This is a genomic window from Xanthomonas sp. 10-10 (assembly GCF_040182365.1).
GTDB lineage: Bacteria > Pseudomonadota > Gammaproteobacteria > Xanthomonadales > Xanthomonadaceae > Xanthomonas > Xanthomonas arboricola_F.
In genome coordinates, this window is the sequence record NZ_CP144460.1 from 2,111,816 (window position 1) to 2,130,456 (window position 18,641).

Consider the following 18,641-nt stretch of genomic DNA (forward strand, 5'->3'; position numbering starts at 1 on the left):
TCCGCCGCCCTGCGACTTGGTGACGCCGGACGCAGGGCGGTGCGCTGAAAGCCGGAATGCATTCGGCGGTTTTTTAAGCTCGGCCTGAAAAAGCGCCCGCTCCATACCGATCGCCTGGGATGTTTCATCCAGCAGGAGCGATGCCAATGCGCGATCCCGTCGCGACTGAGACTCTCTGGATTTTCCATCGGAAAGAGCTGGGTCAGGTGCATTTTATGAATGAACCTGATCCTGTTCCCACTCATCCCATGATGGCTCACGCACTCACATCATCGTCGCCTTGACCTTGAACACGTCCACTGCGCGGGTCAGTTGCACGGAATGGTCTTCCAGCGCACGCGCGGCGGTGCTTGCGGCTTCGACCAGGCGCACGTTTTGCTGGGTGGTTTCGTCCATCTGGGCGATGGTCTGATTGACCTGTTCGATGCCGCCGGCCTGTTCCAGCGAGGCGGCGGAGATCTGGCCCATGATGTCGGTGACGTGCTGCACGCTGGTGACGACTTCGCCCATGGTGGTGCCGGCCTTGTGCACCAGGGCCGAGCCATCGGCCACGCGCTGTACCGAATCGTCGATCAGGCGTTTGATTTCCTTGGCGGCATCGGATGAGCGATGCGAGAGGGTACGTACTTCGGAGGCGACGACGGCAAAGCCTCGGCCTTGTTCGCCGGCGCGTGCGGCCTCGACCGCTGCATTCAACGCCAGAATATTGGTCTGGAAAGCGATACCGTCGATGACCGAGATGATGTCGGCGATACGCCTGGACGATGCTTCGATCCCGGACATGGTATCGATCACCTGGCCGACCACATCGCGTCCTTCCGATGCGATGGCGGCGGCGCCGCGTGCGAGCTGGTTGGCGCGGCCAGCGTGCTCGGCGTTCTGCTTGACAGTGGAGGTCAGCTCTTCCATCGAGGCTGCGGTTTCTTCGAGATTGGCGGCTTGTTGTTCGCTGCGGCGCGCCAGTTCCTGATTGCCGCTGGCGATGTCCTCGGCAGCAAATCCGATGCTGTTGGAGGTCGTTTGTATCTGGCTGACGATGTCTGTCAGGCGATGCACGGTGCTGTTGGCATCGTCGCGCATGGCGGCGAACACGCCATGGAAGTTGCCGGACATGCGCACGGTCAGGTCGCCGTCGGCGATGGCGCGCAGCAGCTCGGAGAACTTGGCCAGGTTGCTGTCGGCGGTGGCCATCATGGTGTTGAGGTTGTCCACCATCAGGCGGAAATCATGTTCGAACTTTTCGGGTTGACCGCGCAGCGCGAAGTCGCCAGCACATGCGGCCTGGGTCAGTGCGTGGATTTGTGCGTTGATGGCGCGCAGGTTCTGCTTGACCTGCTGCATGGTGGTGGTGATGGCAGCTTTTTCGCCGGGGTAGTGTTCGATTTCCGGAGTCAGGTCACCGATTGCATAGCGTCCCATGACCTCGGTCATGCGCAACTGGGTCTGCACATGCGCGTGCACCAGCGCGTTGGTGTCCTGCACCATGTGCGCGTACTCGCCAGGAAATTGCTGCGCGTCGGTGCGATAGCTGATCTGGCCGGCGTCGTGACGCGCCGCCATGGTGCGTTGCGCCGATATGACATCGCGCAGGCGGCGCTGCATCTGCTGCATGGCACGCAATAGCTGGCCGGATTCGTCCTTGCCTGCCGTGGTATCGGCCGTGCCGAGGTCGCCTGCGCTGATGCGCTCGGCCAGTTGCAATGACAGACGCAAGGGTAGTACGACGCTGCGGGTGAGCAGCAAGGCAATCGCTGCACCCAGCAGCAGTGCGATGACGGTGGAGATCACCATCAGCATGGCGAAGCCACGTGCGGTGGCGACGGCCTGCGTGGCGGCTTGGCGGTTCTTGTGCTCTTGCAGATCGATGAAGGCGTTGATGCTGGCCAGCCAATCAATGAAGGCCGGGCGTGCTTCCTGCAGCAAGCGTTGTTCGGCATGCGGCCGGTCCGACGCGTCGCGCAATGCGCGCACCTGTGCGATCAATGGCAGGGTGCGCTGCTCGATGGATTTGATCTGTTGCAGGATTGTTTTTTCCTGCGCGTCTGTCGAGGCGGCGATCATGTCGTCGAGCGGCTGGGCGGAGCGGGCATAATCGGCGGCCAGCTTGTCGATCGATTGCTCCGCAGTGCGGCGGTCAGCCGGCGCATCCATCAGCACGACATCGCGCAAGGCGATTGCGCGGTCATGCACACTGCCACGGAAATTGATTGCGTACCGTTGCTTGACGCTGTTGACTTCATTGATGGCGGTCAATTGCCGGTCGATGCTGCGCACGCGCTGGATGCCCACCACGGTAAGGATCACCATCAGGATGATGATCGCGAGAAAGCCGAGGGACAGGCGTTGGCCAATGCGCAGGTCGGAGAGGGTGTGCATAAGAGGAGATCGGTGATCCGGAGGGCGGGGGGAATCCCGGCATGGGCAGGGATGCGGGACAGCAGGGAGGCCTCCGACAGGGCTGCGTTGCTACCCCAATCGTGTATCGCCTCGTCCGTTAGCGACCTCATCCACTGGAACTGTACGCACCGCGCATCCGGCATTCAGGCGCCGTTGGATCGCGCTGCGGATGCGCATGCATGGGATCGAGCGGGCGACGTTGGACGTGCGCAGCAAGATGGCGAACGGGGCCCTGCAGGGCGCCGATGCAGTGGCGGCGGCGACGCAGGCATGGTTTGCGGTAGTTCCTGCGGTACGTGTCGCGTGCATATTTGATATACGCGTCCTGATTTCCAGCACAGCGGCGCGATGTGCCTGTCGGCACGCACCCCGGGCGGCGGCGCGGCCGTTGCTGGTCCAGCGAGTCGTCGCGAACATGCTGCTTCCGTTGGCTTCGGCGCTTGAGAGCTCCATGGCGGACTCACGCCATGTCCCGTAGCGGTGGGCGGGCAAGGGCCCCGCAGCCGGGCGCCGATCAGCGGCTCTCCCATGACGCACCTGGGGCGGTCAAGCATGCCAAGGACAACCGACACCTTCCGATCTTGAAGGCGCCGAGGAAACGTCGCGAGCAATGGACGGGTGAGGTGCACTAGGGACTTGAGGGCGCCACGCAGGCAATCCGCACGGCGGACAGGCCCGCCGCGCGGCGCGGGCTGGCAGTCGCGCACCACGTCGCCCTCGGCTAACCCACGTCCTCACACGCGGCGCAGTACCGTGGCGCCATGGCAGCGAGTGGCTGTATGGACGCCGCCTGCCGCGCGTTGGATGATGACAGTGGTGTGGGCGGTCGATCGTGCTTCCTGGCGATGCGCCGCGCGGTCTCGGGCTCTTTAATAACGGTTTGGCACAGATGCACGGATGGGTGAACAATCATCAGGGCGTAGACGGTGCGGCGACACACTTGCCTTGTGCAGGCGACCTGCATGGCGTGGCCGTGCGGATGCGCGCGGCATGATCGCTGCATTTCCGTATGGCGACAGCGCCATGGCGCAGGCGGTACGTGCATACGACTGGTCTGGCACGCCGTTGGGGCCGAGCGAGCAGTGGCCGTCACCGTTGCGCAACGCGGTCAGCCTGATGCTCACCTCGCCAGAGAGCATGTACGTGGTGTGGGGCGAAGCGCTGACGTTTTTCTACAACGATGCGTATGCGCCTATCCTCGGGCCGCGTCAGCCGTATGCACTGGGCGCGCCGCTGCGCGAGCTGTGGGCCGATGCCTGGGAGGCGGTGCGTGCGCCGATCGAGGCGGCGTTTGCCGGGGACGCCTCGCGCTTTGAGGAAGTGCCGATCGCCATGAACCGCTACGGTGTGCCGGAAGACACCTGGTGGACGTTCTCGTTTTCGCCGATCTATCTGGACGATGGCAGTATCGGCGGCGCGTTCTGCGTGACCAACGAGGTGACTGCGCGCAAGCTGGCGCAGACGCGGTTGGCCGACGAGCATGAGCGCTTGATCCGCTTGTTCGAGCAGGCGCCGATGTTCATGGCGTTTTTGAGCGGGCCGCAGCATCGCGTCGAGTTTGCCAACCCCTGTTATTCGCGCCTGATCGGACACCGCGACGTGATCGGGCGTCCGCTCGCCGAAGCGTTGCCGGATGCGCTGGAGCAGGGTCACTTGCGCCATCTGGATGAGGTGTATCGCTCCGGGCGCGCGTACACGGCCAACGCGCTGGTGTACGACGTCCAGGCAGTGCCGGGTGGGCCGACCGAGCGACATCTGCTGGATCTGGTGTATCAACCGATTGCCGGCGCCGACGGCACGGTGTCCGGTATCTTCGTGCAAGGCTTGGACATCACCGATCGCATCAGCCTGGAACGCGCCGTGCGCGAGGCGGAGGTGCGCAACCGGCAGATCCTCGATAGCGTCATGGATTACGCGATCATCGCCACCGACATGCGCGGCCGGGTAACCTCGTGGAACGAAGGTGCGCGCCGCATACTGGGCTGGACCGAGGCCGAGATGCTCGGGCAATCGCTGGAGCGCACGTTTACTCCGGAAGATGTGGCCAATCACCAGATTCTCATCGAAGCCGCTGCAGCGCTGGAAAGCGGCAGCGGCATGGACGAGCGCTGGCATATGCGCAAATCCGGCGAGCGGTTCTGGGCCAATGGGTCGCTGATGGTGCTGCGCGAAGAAACCGGCGCGGCGATCGGCTTTGTCAAAGTGCTGCGCGACCGCACCGCCGAGCGCCTGGCCAGCGAGGCCTTGATCAAAAGCGAGCGCCGGCTGGACGCCTTGGTACGCGCGTCGTCGCAAGCGATCTTTTCCGCCACTGCGAGCTGGAGTGCGTTGCGCCTGCATGCGGGCGACGGCTTGCTGGACGATGGTCGTCCGGCAAATGCGCACTGGCAGCAGGAATGGATTCATCCGGACGATCGTGCGCCGTTGCTGGAAGCGATCGATACTGCGATCGGCGACAAGGCTGCCCTGGAGCTGGAGCTGCGCGTGCTCGACAGACAGCAGCGGGTGCGCTGGACGCTGTTGCGTGCAGTGCCGTTGCTGGATGCGCAGGGCGGGATCGAGGAGTGGTTCGGCACCGCCTCGGACGTCAGCGACCGACGCGCGGCCGAAGAGCAACTGCGCTTGCTGACCGAGACCCTGGAAGAACGCGTGCGCGAGCGGAGTGCGGCGTTGCTGCTGGCCGAAGAAAAACTGCGCCAGAGTCAAAAGATGGAGGCGGTCGGGCAGCTCACCGGTGGCCTGGCGCACGACTTCAACAATCTGCTGACCTCCATCACAGTGGGGCTGGAGCTGCTGCAGGCACGCGTGGAGCAGGGCAAGTACGACCGGCTGGAACGCTATGTGGAAATGGCGCAGACAAGCGCCGCGCGCGCTACCGCGTTGACGCAACGCCTGCTGGCATTTTCGCGCCGGCAGACGCTGGCCCCCAGTGCCCTGGAAGTGGACGCCCTGGTGCACGGCATGCGCGAGATTATCTCGCGGACACTGGGGCCATCGATCACCTTGCAGGTGACGCCGGCGCCGCAGCCGTGGAAGGTGCTGGTGGACGCGCCGCAGCTGGAGAACGCGCTGCTCAATCTGTGCATCAATGCGCGCGATGCCATGCCCGACGGCGGCGAACTTACCATCAGCCTGCACAACCGCTCGCTGGATTCGGCTGCGGCGCTGCCGCTGGATCTGCCGCCTGGCGATTACGTCTGCCTGAGCGTGCAGGACACCGGCACCGGCATGACCGACGAGGTCATGTCCAAGGTGTTCGAGCCGTTTTTCACCACCAAACCGATCGGGCAGGGCACCGGTCTGGGATTGTCGATGATCTACGGGTTTACCCGGCAGTCCGGCGGCCATGTGCGTATCGATTCGGAAGTGGGCGTGGGCACCACCATGGCGCTGTATCTGCCGCGGTTCACTGGCGCGCATGCGCAGGACCATGCCGTGGCAGCACCGGAACAGCTGCAGTGCGCCGACGTACGCAGTTGCACCGTGTTGCTGGTGGAGGATGAAATCGCGATCCGTACCCTGATTTCCGAGGTGCTCACCGAGGCCGGTTATCACGTCATCGAAGCGGCCGAAGGTAGCGTCGCGGTGGAGCGCTTGCGCTCGCTGGAGCCGATCGATGTGTTGGTCACCGATGTCGGCCTGACCGGCGGCTTGAACGGGCGCCAGGTGGCCGATGCCGGCCGGCAATACCGGCCAACGCTGCCGGTGTTGTTCGTGACCGGCTATGCGGCAACCGCGGCAGTAGGCGCTGGGCAGCTGGACGACGGTATGGAAGTGTTGACCAAACCGTTCCTGGCGGCCGAGCTGAAGCTGCGCGTGTTGCAGTTGCTGGCGCGGCAGGTGTCATGATGCGTCGGCAGTGTCGGCAGCACCGCCGCCGCTGGCATCGGGCGGGCAGCCGGGCTGCTGACGCCCGTATCAAGCGCCAGGTGCGGTGCTTGCCATCGCCCGGCCAGCGCGCGCTATGGGCTGGCCTTGCAGCGCTTGGGATCGCCGCGGCTGCGCCCGGTTACAGCGCCGTCTCCACGATGCCCAGCAAGTCGCGCAATGAAAACGGTTTGGTCAGCAAGCGCATGCCGGTATCGAGAAAATCCGTGCGCTTGGCGCTGACGCCTGCATAGCCGGTCATGAAAATGATCGGCAGCGCGGGGTACAAGCGCCGTGCATTGTCTGCCAGGTCGCGCCCGTTCATGCCTGGCAGGCAGATATCGGACAGCAGCAGGTCGAACGGGCAGGCCATGGTGAGCTGCTCCATGGCCTGTTCGGCGTCGGCAGATACCACGACCTGGTAACCCTCATCGCAGAGGATATCCGCAGTCATCGCGCGAATGGCGTCGTCGTCTTCTACCAACAGAATGCGTGCGTTACATGGTGCGTCGTTCACCGCGATCCTCAAGCGATCGCAACAACGCGACCTACTTCACTGTCGAGGCTATGCGTGCGCCCGTGACGAATGTGTCGGAGTTGTCACACCTGGCGGCAAGACGCGCGGCATAGTGCCGATCCTGCGGGACGGCGCGCCGCGAAAACAGCGACGGCTGTCGCGGCGAAAGGCAGCCCGCAGGCACGGTGGGTCAGGCCAGGCAAGCTGATCAGTTCAGTCGTTGGCAGCGGGCGATCGCGGGCGCGTGTTAACTTAATGGTATGAAAAACGTGAAGCCGATGATCGCAAACCGCATCACCACCGGGACGACGGGGCTTGACACCATCCTCCGCGGAGGATTGCCGGCCAACCGGCTCTACCTGCTCGAAGGCCAGCCGGGCTCCGGCAAGACCACGCTGGCGTTGCAGTTCCTGCTCGATGGCGCAGCTAAGGGCGAAAGCTGCCTGTATGTCACCTTGTCCGAGACCATCGACGAGCTCAACGAGGTCGCCGCTTCGCACGAATGGTCGCTGAAAGCCTTGCACATCTTCGAGCTGGCCTCGGCTGAAGCGTTTCTCGGCGACGGGCGCCAGCAGTCCATCCTGCATCCGTGGGAAATGGAACTGGATGGCACGATCAAGCTGATCCAGGCCGAGGTCGATCGAGTCAAGCCGACCCGCGTAGTGTTCGACTCGTTGTCCGAACTGCGTCTGTTGGCGCAGGATTCGTTGCGTTACCGGCGGCAGGTGCTGGCGCTGAAGCAGTTCTTTGCACCGCGCAACATCACCGTCTTTCTGGTCGACGACCTCACCGACGAGAACGGTCAGCGCGATGCGCACCTGCACAGCCTGTGCCACGGCGTGATCTCGCTGGAACGCATGACGCTGGATTTCGGCGCGGCACGCCGGCGCATGCAGGTGCAGAAATTGCGCGGGGTCAATTTCATTGCCGGCTATCACGACATCACCATCGTCACCGGTGGCATGCGGATCTATCCACGCCTGATCGCGGCCGATCATCACGTCCCGTTTGTCGGCCAGGCGGTGCCCAGCGGAGTGGACCGTATCGATGCGCTGCTGCATGGCGGTCCCTTGCGCGGCACCAGCACCTTGCTGACCGGGCCTGCCGGCTCTGGCAAGACCAATGTCGCCCTGCAATATGTCAGCGCGGCCTGCGAGCGAGGCGAGCATTGCTGCGTGCTGCAGTTCGACGAGCGCACCGGCACGTTGTTGACGCGTGCCGAAAACCTGGGCATGGATCTGCGCAAGCATCTGGCCTCGGGCATGCTGGAGCTGCACCAGATGGACCCGTCCGAGCTGACGCCCGGCGAGTTCGCCTGGGCGGTGCGCGAAAGCGTGGAGATGCGCAACTGCCGCATCCTGGTGATCGACAGCCTCAACGGCTATCTGTCGTCGATGCCGCAGGAAAAGCAGTTGATGCTGCAGATGCACGAGTTGCTGTCCTACCTGAACCAGAGCGGCGTGACCACGTTCCTGATCAATCCGCAGCATGGTCTGGTGGGAACGATGTCGACCGGCAATCTCAATATCTCCTACATGGCCGATACGGTCATCTTGTTCCGCTTCTTCGAAGCCCAAGGGCGGATCCGCAAGGCGCTGTCGGTGATCAAGAACCGCAGTGGCGCGCATGAGGATTCGATTCGCGAGATGCGCATCAATAGCAGCGGCCTGCATTTGAGCGAGCCGCTGGAGAAGTTCCATGGTGTGCTGACCGGCACCCCGCAGTTTGTCGGAGACGGCACGCCGTTGCTGGATCGTGCGCTTGACCAGCCGTGAAGCGGATGGCTCGGTCGTCCACATCATTGCGCCGTTCGGTCGCGATGCGGAGAGTATTGCGGCCATCGTTGGTGAGCGTGGGCTGACGCGCCGGGTCTATGGCGCCTTGGCGGCCCTGGCCGGCGACCTGCTCGACAGTTCCGGCGTGGTGGTGCTGACCGAAGAAGCCGTCCGCGGCGATCTGCAGCAGTTGCAGCAGATCCTGCAGGGTCAGGCGGCGTGGTCGGATATTCCCTTCGTGCTGTTGCGCGCGCCGCGCGGCAGCCAGCACGGTCGACGGGTGAGCTTGCCTGCCGAGATGACCAATGTCATCGAGCTGGAGCGGCCGCTGAGTTCGTCGTCGTTGTTGAGCGCGATTTTCAACGCGTTGCGGTCGCGACAGAAACAGTTCGTGATCCGCGACCAGATGGCCGAGCTGGCCGAAGGCCGCGCCGCATTGGCGTTGAGCGAAGCCGAGCTGCGCCGGGTCACCGACGCGTTGCCGGTGTTGATCGCCTTCATCGACAAGCATCTGGTGTATCGCTTCGCCAATCGCTCTTACGAAGACTGGATCGGGATTCCGCCGCAGGACGTGATCGGAAGGCCGCTGGTGGATGTGATGGGGCCTGCGGTCGTGGCCGAGCGGCGCGCCTGGATCGAAGCAGCGCTGGCCGGCCAGGCGTTGACCGTGGAAGCGAGCTGGCCGCATGCCGATGGACGCCGCCGCGATGCAGAGATCCGCTACATGCCGCGCCTGGATGCCGATGGCAAGGTGGATGGGTTTCATGTATTTGCCACCGACATCACCGCACGTGCATTGGCAATGGAATCGATCCAGGAGCAGGCCAACGTGCTGGAGGCCAAGGTGGCCGAGCGCACCGCCGAGCTGCAGCAGCAGATGCTGGCGCGCGAGTCCAGTGAGGCCGCGCTGCGTCAGGCGCAGAAGATGGAAGCCGTGGGCCAGTTGACCGGCGGCATTGCGCACGACTTCAACAACATGCTGACCGGCATCCTGTCTGCCCTGGATCTGGCGCGCCTGCGTATCGACCAGGGGCGCACCGAGGGACTTGGGCGGTTTCTGGATGTGGCCTCGGCGTCGGCCTTGCGCGCGGCCGCACTGACCCAGCGCCTGCTGGCGTTCTCGCGCCGGCAGTCGTTGCAGGCGCGGCATCTGCAGTTGAACGATCTGGTGCTGTCGTTGCAGGAATTGCTGGCGCGCACGCTGGGCGAGTCGGTGCGCCTGGAAGCGGACCTTTGCGATGCGCTGCCGCAGGCGTATGTCGACGAGAACCAGCTGGAAAGCGCATTGATCAACCTGGCCATCAACGCCCGCGATGCCATGCCGGATGGCGGCCAGTTGCGCATTGCTACCCGGCATCTGCATGTCGACGAACACCGGCTCGAACTTGGCCGCGGCATTACCCTGGCGCCGGGCGATTACGTCGTGGTGTCGGTGGCCGACACCGGCACCGGCATGCCGGCCGATGTGCTGGAGCGCGTGTTCGAGCCGTTTTACACCACCAAGCCGATCGGGCAGGGCACCGGCCTGGGCATGTCGATGATCTATGGCTTCATGCAGCAGTCCAACGGACAGGTCTGGGTGGAGTCGCAGGTGGGCGCAGGCACCACGGTCAGCCTGTATCTGCCGGCCGGTGCGGAAGCGCAGAGCGTGGTGACCGGGCCCCAGATCGGAGCAGTGGTAGCCGGGCAGGGGCAGCAGGTGCTGGTGGTGGAAGACGACGAACAGGTGCGCCTGCTGGTGACCGAGCTGCTTGGCGAGTTGGGTTATGAGGCGGAGGTGGTTGCCGATGCCGACGCCGCGCTGCCGATCCTGGCATCGCAGCGACGGATCGATCTGCTGGTCACCGACGTCGGCCTGCCCGGGCTCAATGGGCGACAGCTGGCCGAGATCGCGCGCCAGTCGCGCCGCGACCTGCCGGTGATCTTCATGACCGGTTATGCGGAAACCGCACGCGACCGCGGCGAATTTCTCGCCGAGGGCATGAGCATGATCGCCAAGCCGTTTACGCTGGGCGAGTTCAGTGGAAAATTGCACGAGGTGCTGGGGCCGTCGTCCTGAGCGAGGCAGGCGCGGCATCTGCCGCAGTGCTGGCTCAACGTTTCTGGGTAGCCGCGTCGACTGCCTTCATCCAAGCACAGGTGCGGGCTGCGCAGGCAAGCTCGCACACCGCGCTTTGGCCTGGTCGGCTGCGTCGGCGTGCCGCCGCTGCGCAGCATGACCGCTGGCGATGGACTCTGCGGGCTCAGATCGCCGTCCCGGGTGCGCCTGCAGGTCTTTGCGCCGGTGTTTTCAGCGTGCAGCACGCCCGGATTGCCGCGCGCTGGCCATCGATTCGGCCACGGCAATCTTGTCTGCCACCGCGTTCTGCATCGGCGAGCCGGTTTCCAGCAATCCATGCAGATGGCGCCAGTGGGTGGTGGCTGCGGCATAGTCGTGCTGCTGGAAGTCGCTGATGCCCAGTAGCCATAGCCCGCGCTGGTTGTCCGGTTCGCGCGCGATCAGCTGCTGCAGACGCGTCCGCGAGGCGGCATCGATGGCGAAATCGCTGTGCGTTGCCATATCCGCAGCGATCCAGCCGACGATGGCCGCGCTGGTGTCGGGCGCGATCTTCAGCGCCTGCGCGTAGGCATCGCGCGCCTCGGCGGAGCGGTCGGCCTGCTCATACGTTTTGGCCTGTTGCATCCACGAGGTGAGCGCCGCCAGTTGCGCCTGTTCGGCAGCCGTCGGTTGTGGTGGTGCGTCATCGGCTGCAGCGGTCGGTGCGGCGGGCACGGGCGGCAATGCTGTCGCGTACACCGGATGCGCGATCGCATCGGGCGCGCCAACCAGTCGATACAGGCCGGCAGTGGCGACAGGCAGGCCCAGTATCAGCAGAATCGGCAGCGTGTAACGTGCGTTGCCATTGCGCGTGGGGGTACGTAGCAGCGGCCGCAGCAACAACAGCAGCGCAACGACCACCAGCCCAGCACTCAGGAAATAAAAGCCCGTCATCACCACTCTTCCTCTGCCTGCGGCGCTGCTGCGGTGCCAGCGTGCGCGCGTTTGCGCACGGTGTGTGCCACCACCGCAGCGCCGGCGCCCAACATCAGCAGCGGTCCGAACCACAACAACCAGGTGCCGCGCTTGACCGGCGGGTCGTACAGCACGAAATCCGAATAGCGCTCGACCATGTACTGCTTGATCTGCGCATCGCTCTTGCCGGCCTGCAATTGTGCGAATACCTGATGCCGCAGGTCGCGGGCCAGGCTGGCATTGGAATCGGCCAGATTCTCGTTCTGGCACACCAGGCAACGCAGCTGTGCGGTCAGTCGCTGAAAGCGCGCCTCTTCGTTGCGGTCCTTGAACGGCAGTGGGTCCACCGCCTGCGCCTGGACGCAGGGTGCGAGCACTAGACCGAGCAGCAGCACCAGCAGCAGGCGCAGCTTGCGTGCCTGCCGACGCCGATGCGCCTGAAACACGCCATAAGCCCGCATCACGGTGCCCCCTTGGGCAGTGCGGCGATGGCGGGCAGCAACTCCTCGTTGATGACATCGGGAGTGAGCACGCCGATGTGCTTGTAGCGGATCACGCCTTGCGCATCGATCAGGAAGCTTTCCGGCGCGCCATAGACGCCAAAATCGAGGGCGGTCTGGCCGGCTTCGTCGGCGATCACCACGGCGTACGGATTGCCCAATCGTGCCAGCCAGGCGGTCGCATCGGCCGGCACGTCCTTGTAGTTGTAGCCGATCAAGGGCACCCCGAGCCGGCTGGCCTGCGCCATCAGCACCGGATGCTCGTGCACGCATTCGGCGCACCAACTGCCGAACACGTTGAGCACATAGGGCTTGCCCAGCAATTGCGCGCCGCTGAGATGCTGGTCGGGTGCGTCCAGCCGCGGCAGCGAGAACGCCGGTGCCGGTTTGCCGATCAACGGCGAGGGCACATCGCGCGGATTGTGCTGCATGGTCCAGTAGATGCCGAAACCGAACAGCGCGGCGACCAACAGAAACCCCAGCAACGGCAGCATGCGCCTCACGGGTGCGACTCCTGCGCGATGAGGCGCGCATCGTAGGCGGGCGATGCAGCGGCATTGCCTGCAGACACCGGCGCGCGAAAGCGCCGCGCGCAGGCGCTGACGAAGCCGCCCAGCATCATCAACAGGCCGCCGGCCCAGATCCAGCGGATGAAGGGCTTGTAGTACAGCCGCAAGGTCCAGTCGTGTTCGATGTGCTGATCGTCCAGTGGCTCGCCCAGCGCGACATACAGATCGCGGGTGATGCCGGGATCGATCGCCGATTCGGTCTGGATGCGTTCGCTGCTGTACAGGCGTTTTTGCGGATGCAGTTGCGCAATCACCCTGCCATCGCGACTGACCTGCACGCTGCCTTGTTCGGCCTTCCAGTTCGGCCCGTCGACCAGCTGCACGCCGTCGAAGCGGAACGCGTAGCCGGCGATCTCGGCGGTCTGTCCTGGCGACAGCCGCACGTCGCGTTCGACCGACAGGCTGTCAGACACCAGCACGCCGGCCACGAACACCGCCACGCCCGCATGCGCGAGCAGCATGCCGGCCATTTCCGCCGGAAAGCGCCGGCCGCGCGGCATCTCGCGCCAGCGCTTGTGCATGTACAGCGCGGTGCCGGCCGCCACCCACGCGGCGACACCGATCCCGGCAATCGCCTTGACCTGGCCATCGGCAAACAGGCTGCCGACCAGGGCGCAGGCGATCGCGGCGATGCCGGCGCGCGTGCCCAGTGCCTTCAGCGGCGCCGCCTCGGCCTTGCCCCAGCGCAGGTATGGGCCGAACGGCAGCAACAGTACCACCGGCAACATCAGCAACGGGAACAACAGGCCGAAGTAAGGCGGTCCCACCGACACCTTGCCCAGGCCGAAGGCATCGGCGATCAACGGGAACAAGGTGCCCAACAACACCATCGCCGCGGCGACGGTGAGCAATAGATTGCCGATCAGGATGGCGGTCTCGCGCGAGGCGGCGGCAAACGGTTTGCCGCTGGCGATCTTCGGTGCGCGCAGGGCGTACAGCAGCAACGAGCCGCCCACCACTGCCACCAGGAAAATGAGGATGTACAGGCCGCGTCGCGGATCGGCAGCGAAGGCATGCACCGAGGTCAGCACGCCCGAGCGCACCAGGAAGGTGCCCAGCAACGACAGCGAGAACGCCAGGATCGACAGCAGGATGGTCCAGGCACGCAGGCTGCCGCGCTTTTCGGTGACTGCCTGGGTGTGGATCAACGCCGTGCCGACCAGCCACGGCATGAAGCTGGCATTTTCCACCGGGTCCCAGAACCACCAGCCGCCCCAGCCCAGTTCCGCGTACGCCCACCAGCTGCCGGCGACGATGCCGGCGGTGAGGCAGGCCCAGGCCACATTGGTCCACGGCCGCGCCCAGCGCACCCAGGCCTGTTCGAGCTCGCCGCCGAGCAGCGCCGCCACCGCGAATGCGAAGGCCACCGAGAAACCGACATAACCGGTGTACAGCACCGGCGGATGGAAGGTCATGCCCGGATCCTGCAGCACCGGATTGAGCTCGTTGCCATCGAGCGGGATCGGCGACAGCCGCCCGAACGGATTGGAGGTCAGCAGGATGAAGGCCAGAAAGCCCACCGATACCAGACCCAACACCGCCAGCACGCGTGCGGCGAAGTGCTGCGGCAGATGCCGGCTGAAGGCGGCCAGCAACACCGTCCATGTCGCAAGGATGGCGATCCACAGCAGCAACGAGCCTTCATGCGCGCCCCATACCGCGGCAAAGCGGTAGTACCAGGGCAGGGTGATGTTGGCGTTGGCGGCGACATAGCCCACCGAAAAATCCAGCGACAGCAGCGACCAGGCGAGCAGGCCGAATGCCATCCACACGAACACTGCCTGGCCCACCGCTGCCGGCCGCGCAATTCCCATCAAGGCGGTATTGCCGCGCCAGGCACCGATCAGCGGCAACACGCCCTGGGCGAGCGAAAGCAGCAGCGCCAGGATCAATGCGATCTGGCCGAGTTCAGGCGTCATGGGTAGGTCGCAACGTGCAGCAGGAAGAGGTCATCGAGTGAGCGACGCGCAGCCGATGCCGCCTCAACGCGGCGCGGCCAGCGGCGCGGCGGTGGCAGGGATCGGCTTGCCGACATGGCCTTCGGCCATCGCGTCCTTGAGTTCTTTGGGCATGTAGGTTTCGTCGTGCTTGGCCAGCACTTCGTTGGCGACGAAATGCCCGCCCTGCATGCGCCCGTTGGCGATCACCGATTGGTTGTCGCGGAACAGGTCCGGCAGGATGCCGGTGTACTCGACCTGGGTGGCGGCGTGTTTGTCGACGACGGTGAAGCTGACTTTCAGCGAGTCGCTGGCGCGCTGGATCGAGCCGGCCTTGACCATGCCGCCGAGACGGAATTGCTGATAGCTGGCCGCTTCGCCGGCGCGGACCTGGCTGGGCGTGAACAGGTAGCTCATGTTCCGCTGCAGTGCCAGTACGATCAGCGTCACCGCGAGCGCGGCGGCGGCGATCACGCCGAGCACCAGCCACAGGCGTTGTTTGCGCGTGGCATTCATGGTGCGTCGCGCTCCAGCGGTGGCGCGGGGTGATCGCGCAGACGCCGCGGGGTTTGCCGCTGCAACTTGCCACGCAGTTCGCGCGGCAGGCGCCGGCGTCGCAACCACGGCGCTGCCAGGTCGGCCAGCAGCACCAGCACGAACAACGCATACGACGTCCACACGTATTGGCCGTAGCCGCCCATCGCCAAAAACGTGCTCATGCAGTGCGCTCGGTCAACACGATGCGGCGTGCCCAGTCCTTGCCGCTTTCCAGCGCCAGCAGGTCCACGCGCACGCGGCCGAACAGGCTGGCGAGGTAGTAGCACTTGGTGGCGAGCATCATGGTCAGCAACGGCCACAGCATGTCCGCGCCCATCTTGGACGGGCCGAGCAGCCGCACGGTGGAGCCCTGGTGCAGCGTGTTCCACCACACCACCGAGTAATGCACGATGGGCAGATTCACCAGGCCGACCAGCGCAAGCAGGCCGGCCGCACGCATCGCCTGACGGCGATCTTCCACTGCGTGGTACAGGCCCAGCACGCCCAGGTACAGGAACAGCAGCAGCAACTCCGAGGTCAGCCGCGCGTCCCAGGTCCACCAGGTGCCCCACATCGGTTTGCCCCACAACGAACCGGTGCACAAGGTGATGAAGGTGAACGCCGCACCGATCGGTGCCGAGGCCATGGTCACCACTTCGGCGAGTTTGATCCGCCACACCAGCGCGATGAACGCCGACACGCCCATCGCTGCATAGATGAAAAGGCTCATCCAGGCGCTGGGCACGTGGATGAAGATGATGCGGTAGGCATCGTGCTGCTGATAATCCGGCGGCGCCAGCACCAGCCCGCCGTAAGCGGCGACTGCGCCGAGCAGCAGCGCCAGCGCCAGCGCCCACGGGCGCACGGCACCGGCAAAGCGGTAAAACATCGGCGGCGAGCTGAGCTTGTGCAGCCACAACGGGATCCACTTGGCCATGCCGGTGTCGTCAGTTGGAGTGTTTGGAGGGCGACAGCGCATCGACTGCGGCGCCGGCGTTGACCTGCAACTGGCCGTCGGAGACCTTGCTGGTGCGCTGCAGGAGCTCGCGCAACGCCGCGGCGTCCATCGACGGCGACAGCGACAGCAGCAGCGCGGCCATGCCGCTGACATGCGCGGTGGCCATCGACGAGCCGGAGGTAAAGTCGTAACGCCCGTTCGGCTGGGTGGTCAGGATGTCCTTGCCCGGCGCGCTGAGCACGCCCGGCATGGCCGCGCTGGCGCTACTGCTGCGCACCACCAGCACGCCCGGCACATCGTTGGGAAAGCCGTCCAGTCGCCCGTTCGGCGGCATGGCCGCCACCACGATGCGGCCCTGCTGCACCAGATGGGTGAGCATCTTGCTCAGCAGCGGGTCGGCCGGCCCGCCCAGGCTCAGGTTGACCACCCGCGCGGAGCTGTTGTTGATCGCCGCCAGCGCCTTGGCCAGGGTGAAGGTGTTGCAGCGTGCGGTGGCGCCGACGGTGGGCGCGTACCAGCACGCCTTGTAGACGCTCAGCATGGCCTTGGGCGCCATGCCGACGATGCCTTGATGGTTGTTGCTGCCGGCGGCGATGATCCCGGCCACCTCGGTGCCGTGCGAGTCGCTGCTGGTCATGCCCGGCTTGTCGTCGACCAGGTCGTGCACCTCGCGGATGCGTGCCTTCAGATCGGGGTGGGTGGTGTCCACGCCGGTATCGACCACCGCCACCACCACGCCGCGGCCCTGGGTGACGGCCTGGGCACTGGCGGCATCGGTGTCGATGAAACCGCGCTGCATGTCCACGTACGGGTCGTTGTAGCCGGACAACGGCGTGGTCTTTTCTGCCGCATCGGCCGAAAACACCGAGAAGTCCTGCACCGGCTGCACCAGCTCCACGCCCTCGTCGTTGGCCAGGGCGGTGACCAGCTCATCGCGCGACACGCCCGGTGGCGGCTGCAGCACGGCGCAATACAGGCCCAGCGAGGTGATCGGCCAGCCGGACACTTCGCGCAGCTTGTAGCGCTGCTTGATGGCTTCCATGCGCACCGCCGCCTTCTGGCCGGCGCCGTAGTAGCTGGACGCATAGCCGATCAGGCTGGAGCCGGCACGTGCCGGCGGTGCGCTGAGCGGGTTGGCCACCGCCAGCAGGATGTCGCGGCTGCTGTCGGGTGTATGCGCATCGGCGGGCGCAGCAACGGTGCCGGCGTCCTGCGCCTGCGCGTTGCCGTGCAGGCCCGGTCCGGTCAGTGCGAGCAGCAGGCCGATGACGAGGAAACGGCTCATGGGGCGGAGATGACCTCGGCCAGCCGGATGCCCGGATTGGCGCGCAGTTGCTGCACGGTCCGCTGCGGCTGGGCCGGCGGCTGCGGCGCGGCAGGCACCACGGTGTAGGCGCCCATGTCGTTGGGCCCGCCGATCACCTGCAGCTGCTGCGCATGCAGCAGGCGGTCCCAGTCGGCCACGGTCATGCTGGCGTCTGGCACCACGCGGATGGCGCCTTGCGGCACCGGCAGCGCGGTGGCGCTGCTGAGCGTGCGGTAGTCGTGCGACGGCGCCGGCGAGGCCAGCTTGACGCCCATGACGCCCAGGCCGATGGCCTGGACCAACGCGGCAGCGGCCAGCGCACGGACGGTCCAGCTACCGGAGCGACGTGCGGCCGGCGCCGGTGCGGCGCGGACCTCGGGCGCATCCAGGCGGCCGAGCAGGCGTTGCAGGCCGGCGTTGGCGTCCAGCGTGACCGCACACGGCAGCGCCAGCGCCTGGCGCAGGCGATTTTGCTGGGCGAACTCGGCGCTGCACGAGGCGCATTTGGCCACGTGCGCGATCAGCCAGGCGTTCTCTTCTTCGGTGGCGCTGTCCAGCAGCACCGCCGGCATCAGTTCCCAGGCGTGCGAGCATTCCTTGCCAGGCGCGATGAAAAACGTCTTCATTGCAGGGTCTCCGTGTAAGGGGTGTTGCCGGCCAGGCCGGGCAGCACATTGCGTAATTTGACCCGCGCATGAAACAGCCGGGCTTTGATCGTGCCCACCGGGCACTGCATGATTTCGGCGACTTCTTCCAGCTTGTGGCCGACGCCGTAGACCAGTTCGATGACCAGGCGCTGATCCGGCGACAGCCGTTCCATGCCCTTGTCCAGCCAGTCGCGCAGTTCGCGGTCGTCGTTGTCGTCGGCGCTGGGGGCATGGTCTTCCACCACGGCGGTGTCGTCGATCGCTTCGCCGTCGTGCTGGCGCAGGCATTTGAGCCCGCAGCGATAGGCGATACCCATGATCCAGGTCGACACCTGCGAGTCGCCGCGGAAGTCGCCCGCTTTTTGCCAGGCGATCCAGAAGCAGTCGTTGATGGCTTCTTCGATGATGTCCGGGCGCCGCGTCAGCCGCGACAAGAACCGGCACAGGCGGCCGTGGTAGCTGTGGTACATGCTCGCCAGGGCGTCGCGATCGCCCGCTGCCATGCGGCGTAACAGCATGCGGTCGGTGGCATCGCCAAGGGTATCGGAGTCATTCATCAAAGCAGACATGGCGTTAGACACCTCTAGGTGCCCGCAGGCGGAGAAAAGGTTGCGTCTG

Annotated in this window: 15 protein-coding genes; 3 read left to right on the top strand and 12 right to left on the bottom strand. The window is 65.4% G+C overall.

Features of this window, described 5'->3' with window-relative positions:
- Nucleotides 1-264: 264 nt before the first annotated feature.
- Nucleotides 265-2,376, bottom strand: coding sequence for a methyl-accepting chemotaxis protein (locus VZ068_RS09005; protein WP_349657453.1), 2,112 nt, complete (start codon nucleotides 2,374-2,376; stop codon nucleotides 265-267).
- A gap of 1,011 nt (nucleotides 2,377-3,387) precedes the next feature.
- Here VZ068_RS09005 and VZ068_RS09010 point away from each other — a divergent pair.
- A complete protein-coding gene (locus VZ068_RS09010) occupies nucleotides 3,388-6,246 on the top strand; it encodes a PAS domain-containing protein (protein ID WP_259164933.1) in 2,859 nt (952 codons plus the stop codon).
- Nucleotides 6,247-6,406: 160 nt separating this feature from the next.
- On the opposite strand, the gene VZ068_RS09015 is transcribed toward VZ068_RS09010, so the two are convergent.
- Complete coding sequence (locus VZ068_RS09015; protein WP_259154017.1) at nucleotides 6,407-6,751, bottom strand: response regulator; 345 nt, start codon at nucleotides 6,749-6,751, stop codon at nucleotides 6,407-6,409.
- 290 nt (nucleotides 6,752-7,041) lie between these two features.
- Between VZ068_RS09015 and VZ068_RS09020 the strand changes: the two genes are divergently transcribed.
- Together VZ068_RS09020 and VZ068_RS09025 are read left to right on the top strand one after the other, a co-directional pair.
- Nucleotides 7,042-8,556, top strand: coding sequence for an ATPase domain-containing protein (locus tag VZ068_RS09020; RefSeq protein ID WP_259164926.1), 1,515 nt, complete (start codon nucleotides 7,042-7,044; stop codon nucleotides 8,554-8,556).
- Entirely contained in the window at nucleotides 8,543-10,615 is a 2,073-nt protein-coding gene (locus tag VZ068_RS09025; RefSeq protein ID WP_349657454.1) for a PAS domain-containing protein, read from the top strand. Before VZ068_RS09020 ends, VZ068_RS09025 begins: the two co-directional genes overlap by 14 nt.
- A 231-nt stretch (nucleotides 10,616-10,846) precedes the next feature.
- Here VZ068_RS09025 and VZ068_RS09030 read toward each other — a convergent pair whose 3' ends face one another.
- From VZ068_RS09030 to VZ068_RS09075, 10 genes are all read right to left on the bottom strand, one after another.
- Nucleotides 10,847-11,554, bottom strand: a complete 708-nt coding sequence (locus tag VZ068_RS09030) for a C-type cytochrome biogenesis protein (RefSeq protein WP_349657455.1) — start codon at nucleotides 11,552-11,554, stop codon at nucleotides 10,847-10,849.
- A complete protein-coding gene (locus VZ068_RS09035; protein ID WP_259166349.1) occupies nucleotides 11,548-12,030 on the bottom strand; it encodes a cytochrome c-type biogenesis protein in 483 nt (160 codons plus the stop codon). The genes VZ068_RS09030 and VZ068_RS09035 overlap by 7 nt, the downstream gene beginning before the upstream one ends.
- Nucleotides 12,030-12,572: a DsbE family thiol:disulfide interchange protein gene (locus VZ068_RS09040; protein WP_259153789.1), complete on the bottom strand. Its 543-nt coding sequence runs from the start codon at nucleotides 12,570-12,572 to the stop codon at nucleotides 12,030-12,032. The genes VZ068_RS09035 and VZ068_RS09040 overlap by 1 nt, the downstream gene beginning before the upstream one ends.
- Entirely contained in the window at nucleotides 12,569-14,557 is a 1,989-nt protein-coding gene (locus VZ068_RS09045) for a heme lyase CcmF/NrfE family subunit (protein ID WP_349657456.1), read from the bottom strand. The genes VZ068_RS09040 and VZ068_RS09045 overlap by 4 nt, the downstream gene beginning before the upstream one ends.
- A gap of 63 nt (nucleotides 14,558-14,620) precedes the next feature.
- Entirely contained in the window at nucleotides 14,621-15,091 is a 471-nt protein-coding gene (gene ccmE, locus VZ068_RS09050; protein ID WP_259164906.1) for a cytochrome c maturation protein CcmE, read from the bottom strand.
- Nucleotides 15,088-15,294 (bottom strand): heme exporter protein CcmD, encoded by a 207-nt coding sequence (gene ccmD, locus VZ068_RS09055; RefSeq protein ID WP_259164898.1) that lies wholly within the window; start codon nucleotides 15,292-15,294, stop codon nucleotides 15,088-15,090. Before ccmD ends, ccmE begins: the two co-directional genes overlap by 4 nt.
- Nucleotides 15,291-16,049 (bottom strand): heme ABC transporter permease CcmC, encoded by a 759-nt coding sequence (gene ccmC / locus VZ068_RS09060; protein WP_259153794.1) that lies wholly within the window; start codon nucleotides 16,047-16,049, stop codon nucleotides 15,291-15,293. Before ccmC ends, ccmD begins: the two co-directional genes overlap by 4 nt.
- A gap of 10 nt (nucleotides 16,050-16,059) precedes the next feature.
- Nucleotides 16,060-17,355 (bottom strand): S8 family serine peptidase, encoded by a 1,296-nt coding sequence (locus VZ068_RS09065; RefSeq protein WP_259164891.1) that lies wholly within the window; start codon nucleotides 17,353-17,355, stop codon nucleotides 16,060-16,062.
- The gene (locus VZ068_RS09070; RefSeq protein ID WP_259153796.1) at nucleotides 17,352-18,002 is read right to left on the bottom strand and encodes a zf-HC2 domain-containing protein; all 651 of its coding nucleotides are present in this window, start codon (nucleotides 18,000-18,002) and stop codon (nucleotides 17,352-17,354) included. Before VZ068_RS09070 ends, VZ068_RS09065 begins: the two co-directional genes overlap by 4 nt.
- The gene (locus tag VZ068_RS09075; protein WP_228439975.1) at nucleotides 17,999-18,592 is read right to left on the bottom strand and encodes a sigma-70 family RNA polymerase sigma factor; all 594 of its coding nucleotides are present in this window, start codon (nucleotides 18,590-18,592) and stop codon (nucleotides 17,999-18,001) included. The genes VZ068_RS09070 and VZ068_RS09075 overlap by 4 nt, the downstream gene beginning before the upstream one ends.
- Nucleotides 18,593-18,641: the final 49 nt, after the last annotated feature.

What these genes read in the sequence shown, in the direction of transcription:
- VZ068_RS09005 (WP_349657453.1), bottom strand. Translation starts at nt 2,376, where the DNA reads ATGCACACCCTCTCCGACCTGCGCATTGGCCAACGCCTGTCCCTCGGC.
- VZ068_RS09010 (WP_259164933.1), top strand. Translation starts at nt 3,388, where the DNA reads ATGATCGCTGCATTTCCGTATGGCGACAGCGCCATGGCGCAGGCGGTA.
- VZ068_RS09020 (WP_259164926.1), top strand. Translation starts at nt 7,042, where the DNA reads ATGAAAAACGTGAAGCCGATGATCGCAAACCGCATCACCACCGGGACG.
- VZ068_RS09035 (WP_259166349.1), bottom strand. Translation starts at nt 12,030, where the DNA reads ATGCGGGCTTATGGCGTGTTTCAGGCGCATCGGCGTCGGCAGGCACGC.
- VZ068_RS09045 (WP_349657456.1), bottom strand. Translation starts at nt 14,557, where the DNA reads ATGACGCCTGAACTCGGCCAGATCGCATTGATCCTGGCGCTGCTGCTT.
- ccmE (WP_259164906.1), bottom strand. Translation starts at nt 15,091, where the DNA reads ATGAATGCCACGCGCAAACAACGCCTGTGGCTGGTGCTCGGCGTGATC.
- ccmD (WP_259164898.1), bottom strand. Translation starts at nt 15,294, where the DNA reads ATGAGCACGTTTTTGGCGATGGGCGGCTACGGCCAATACGTGTGGACG.
- ccmC (WP_259153794.1), bottom strand. Translation starts at nt 16,049, where the DNA reads ATGGCCAAGTGGATCCCGTTGTGGCTGCACAAGCTCAGCTCGCCGCCG.
- VZ068_RS09065 (WP_259164891.1), bottom strand. Translation starts at nt 17,355, where the DNA reads ATGAGCCGTTTCCTCGTCATCGGCCTGCTGCTCGCACTGACCGGACCG.
- VZ068_RS09070 (WP_259153796.1), bottom strand. Translation starts at nt 18,002, where the DNA reads ATGAAGACGTTTTTCATCGCGCCTGGCAAGGAATGCTCGCACGCCTGG.
- VZ068_RS09075 (WP_228439975.1), bottom strand. Translation starts at nt 18,592, where the DNA reads ATGTCTGCTTTGATGAATGACTCCGATACCCTTGGCGATGCCACCGAC.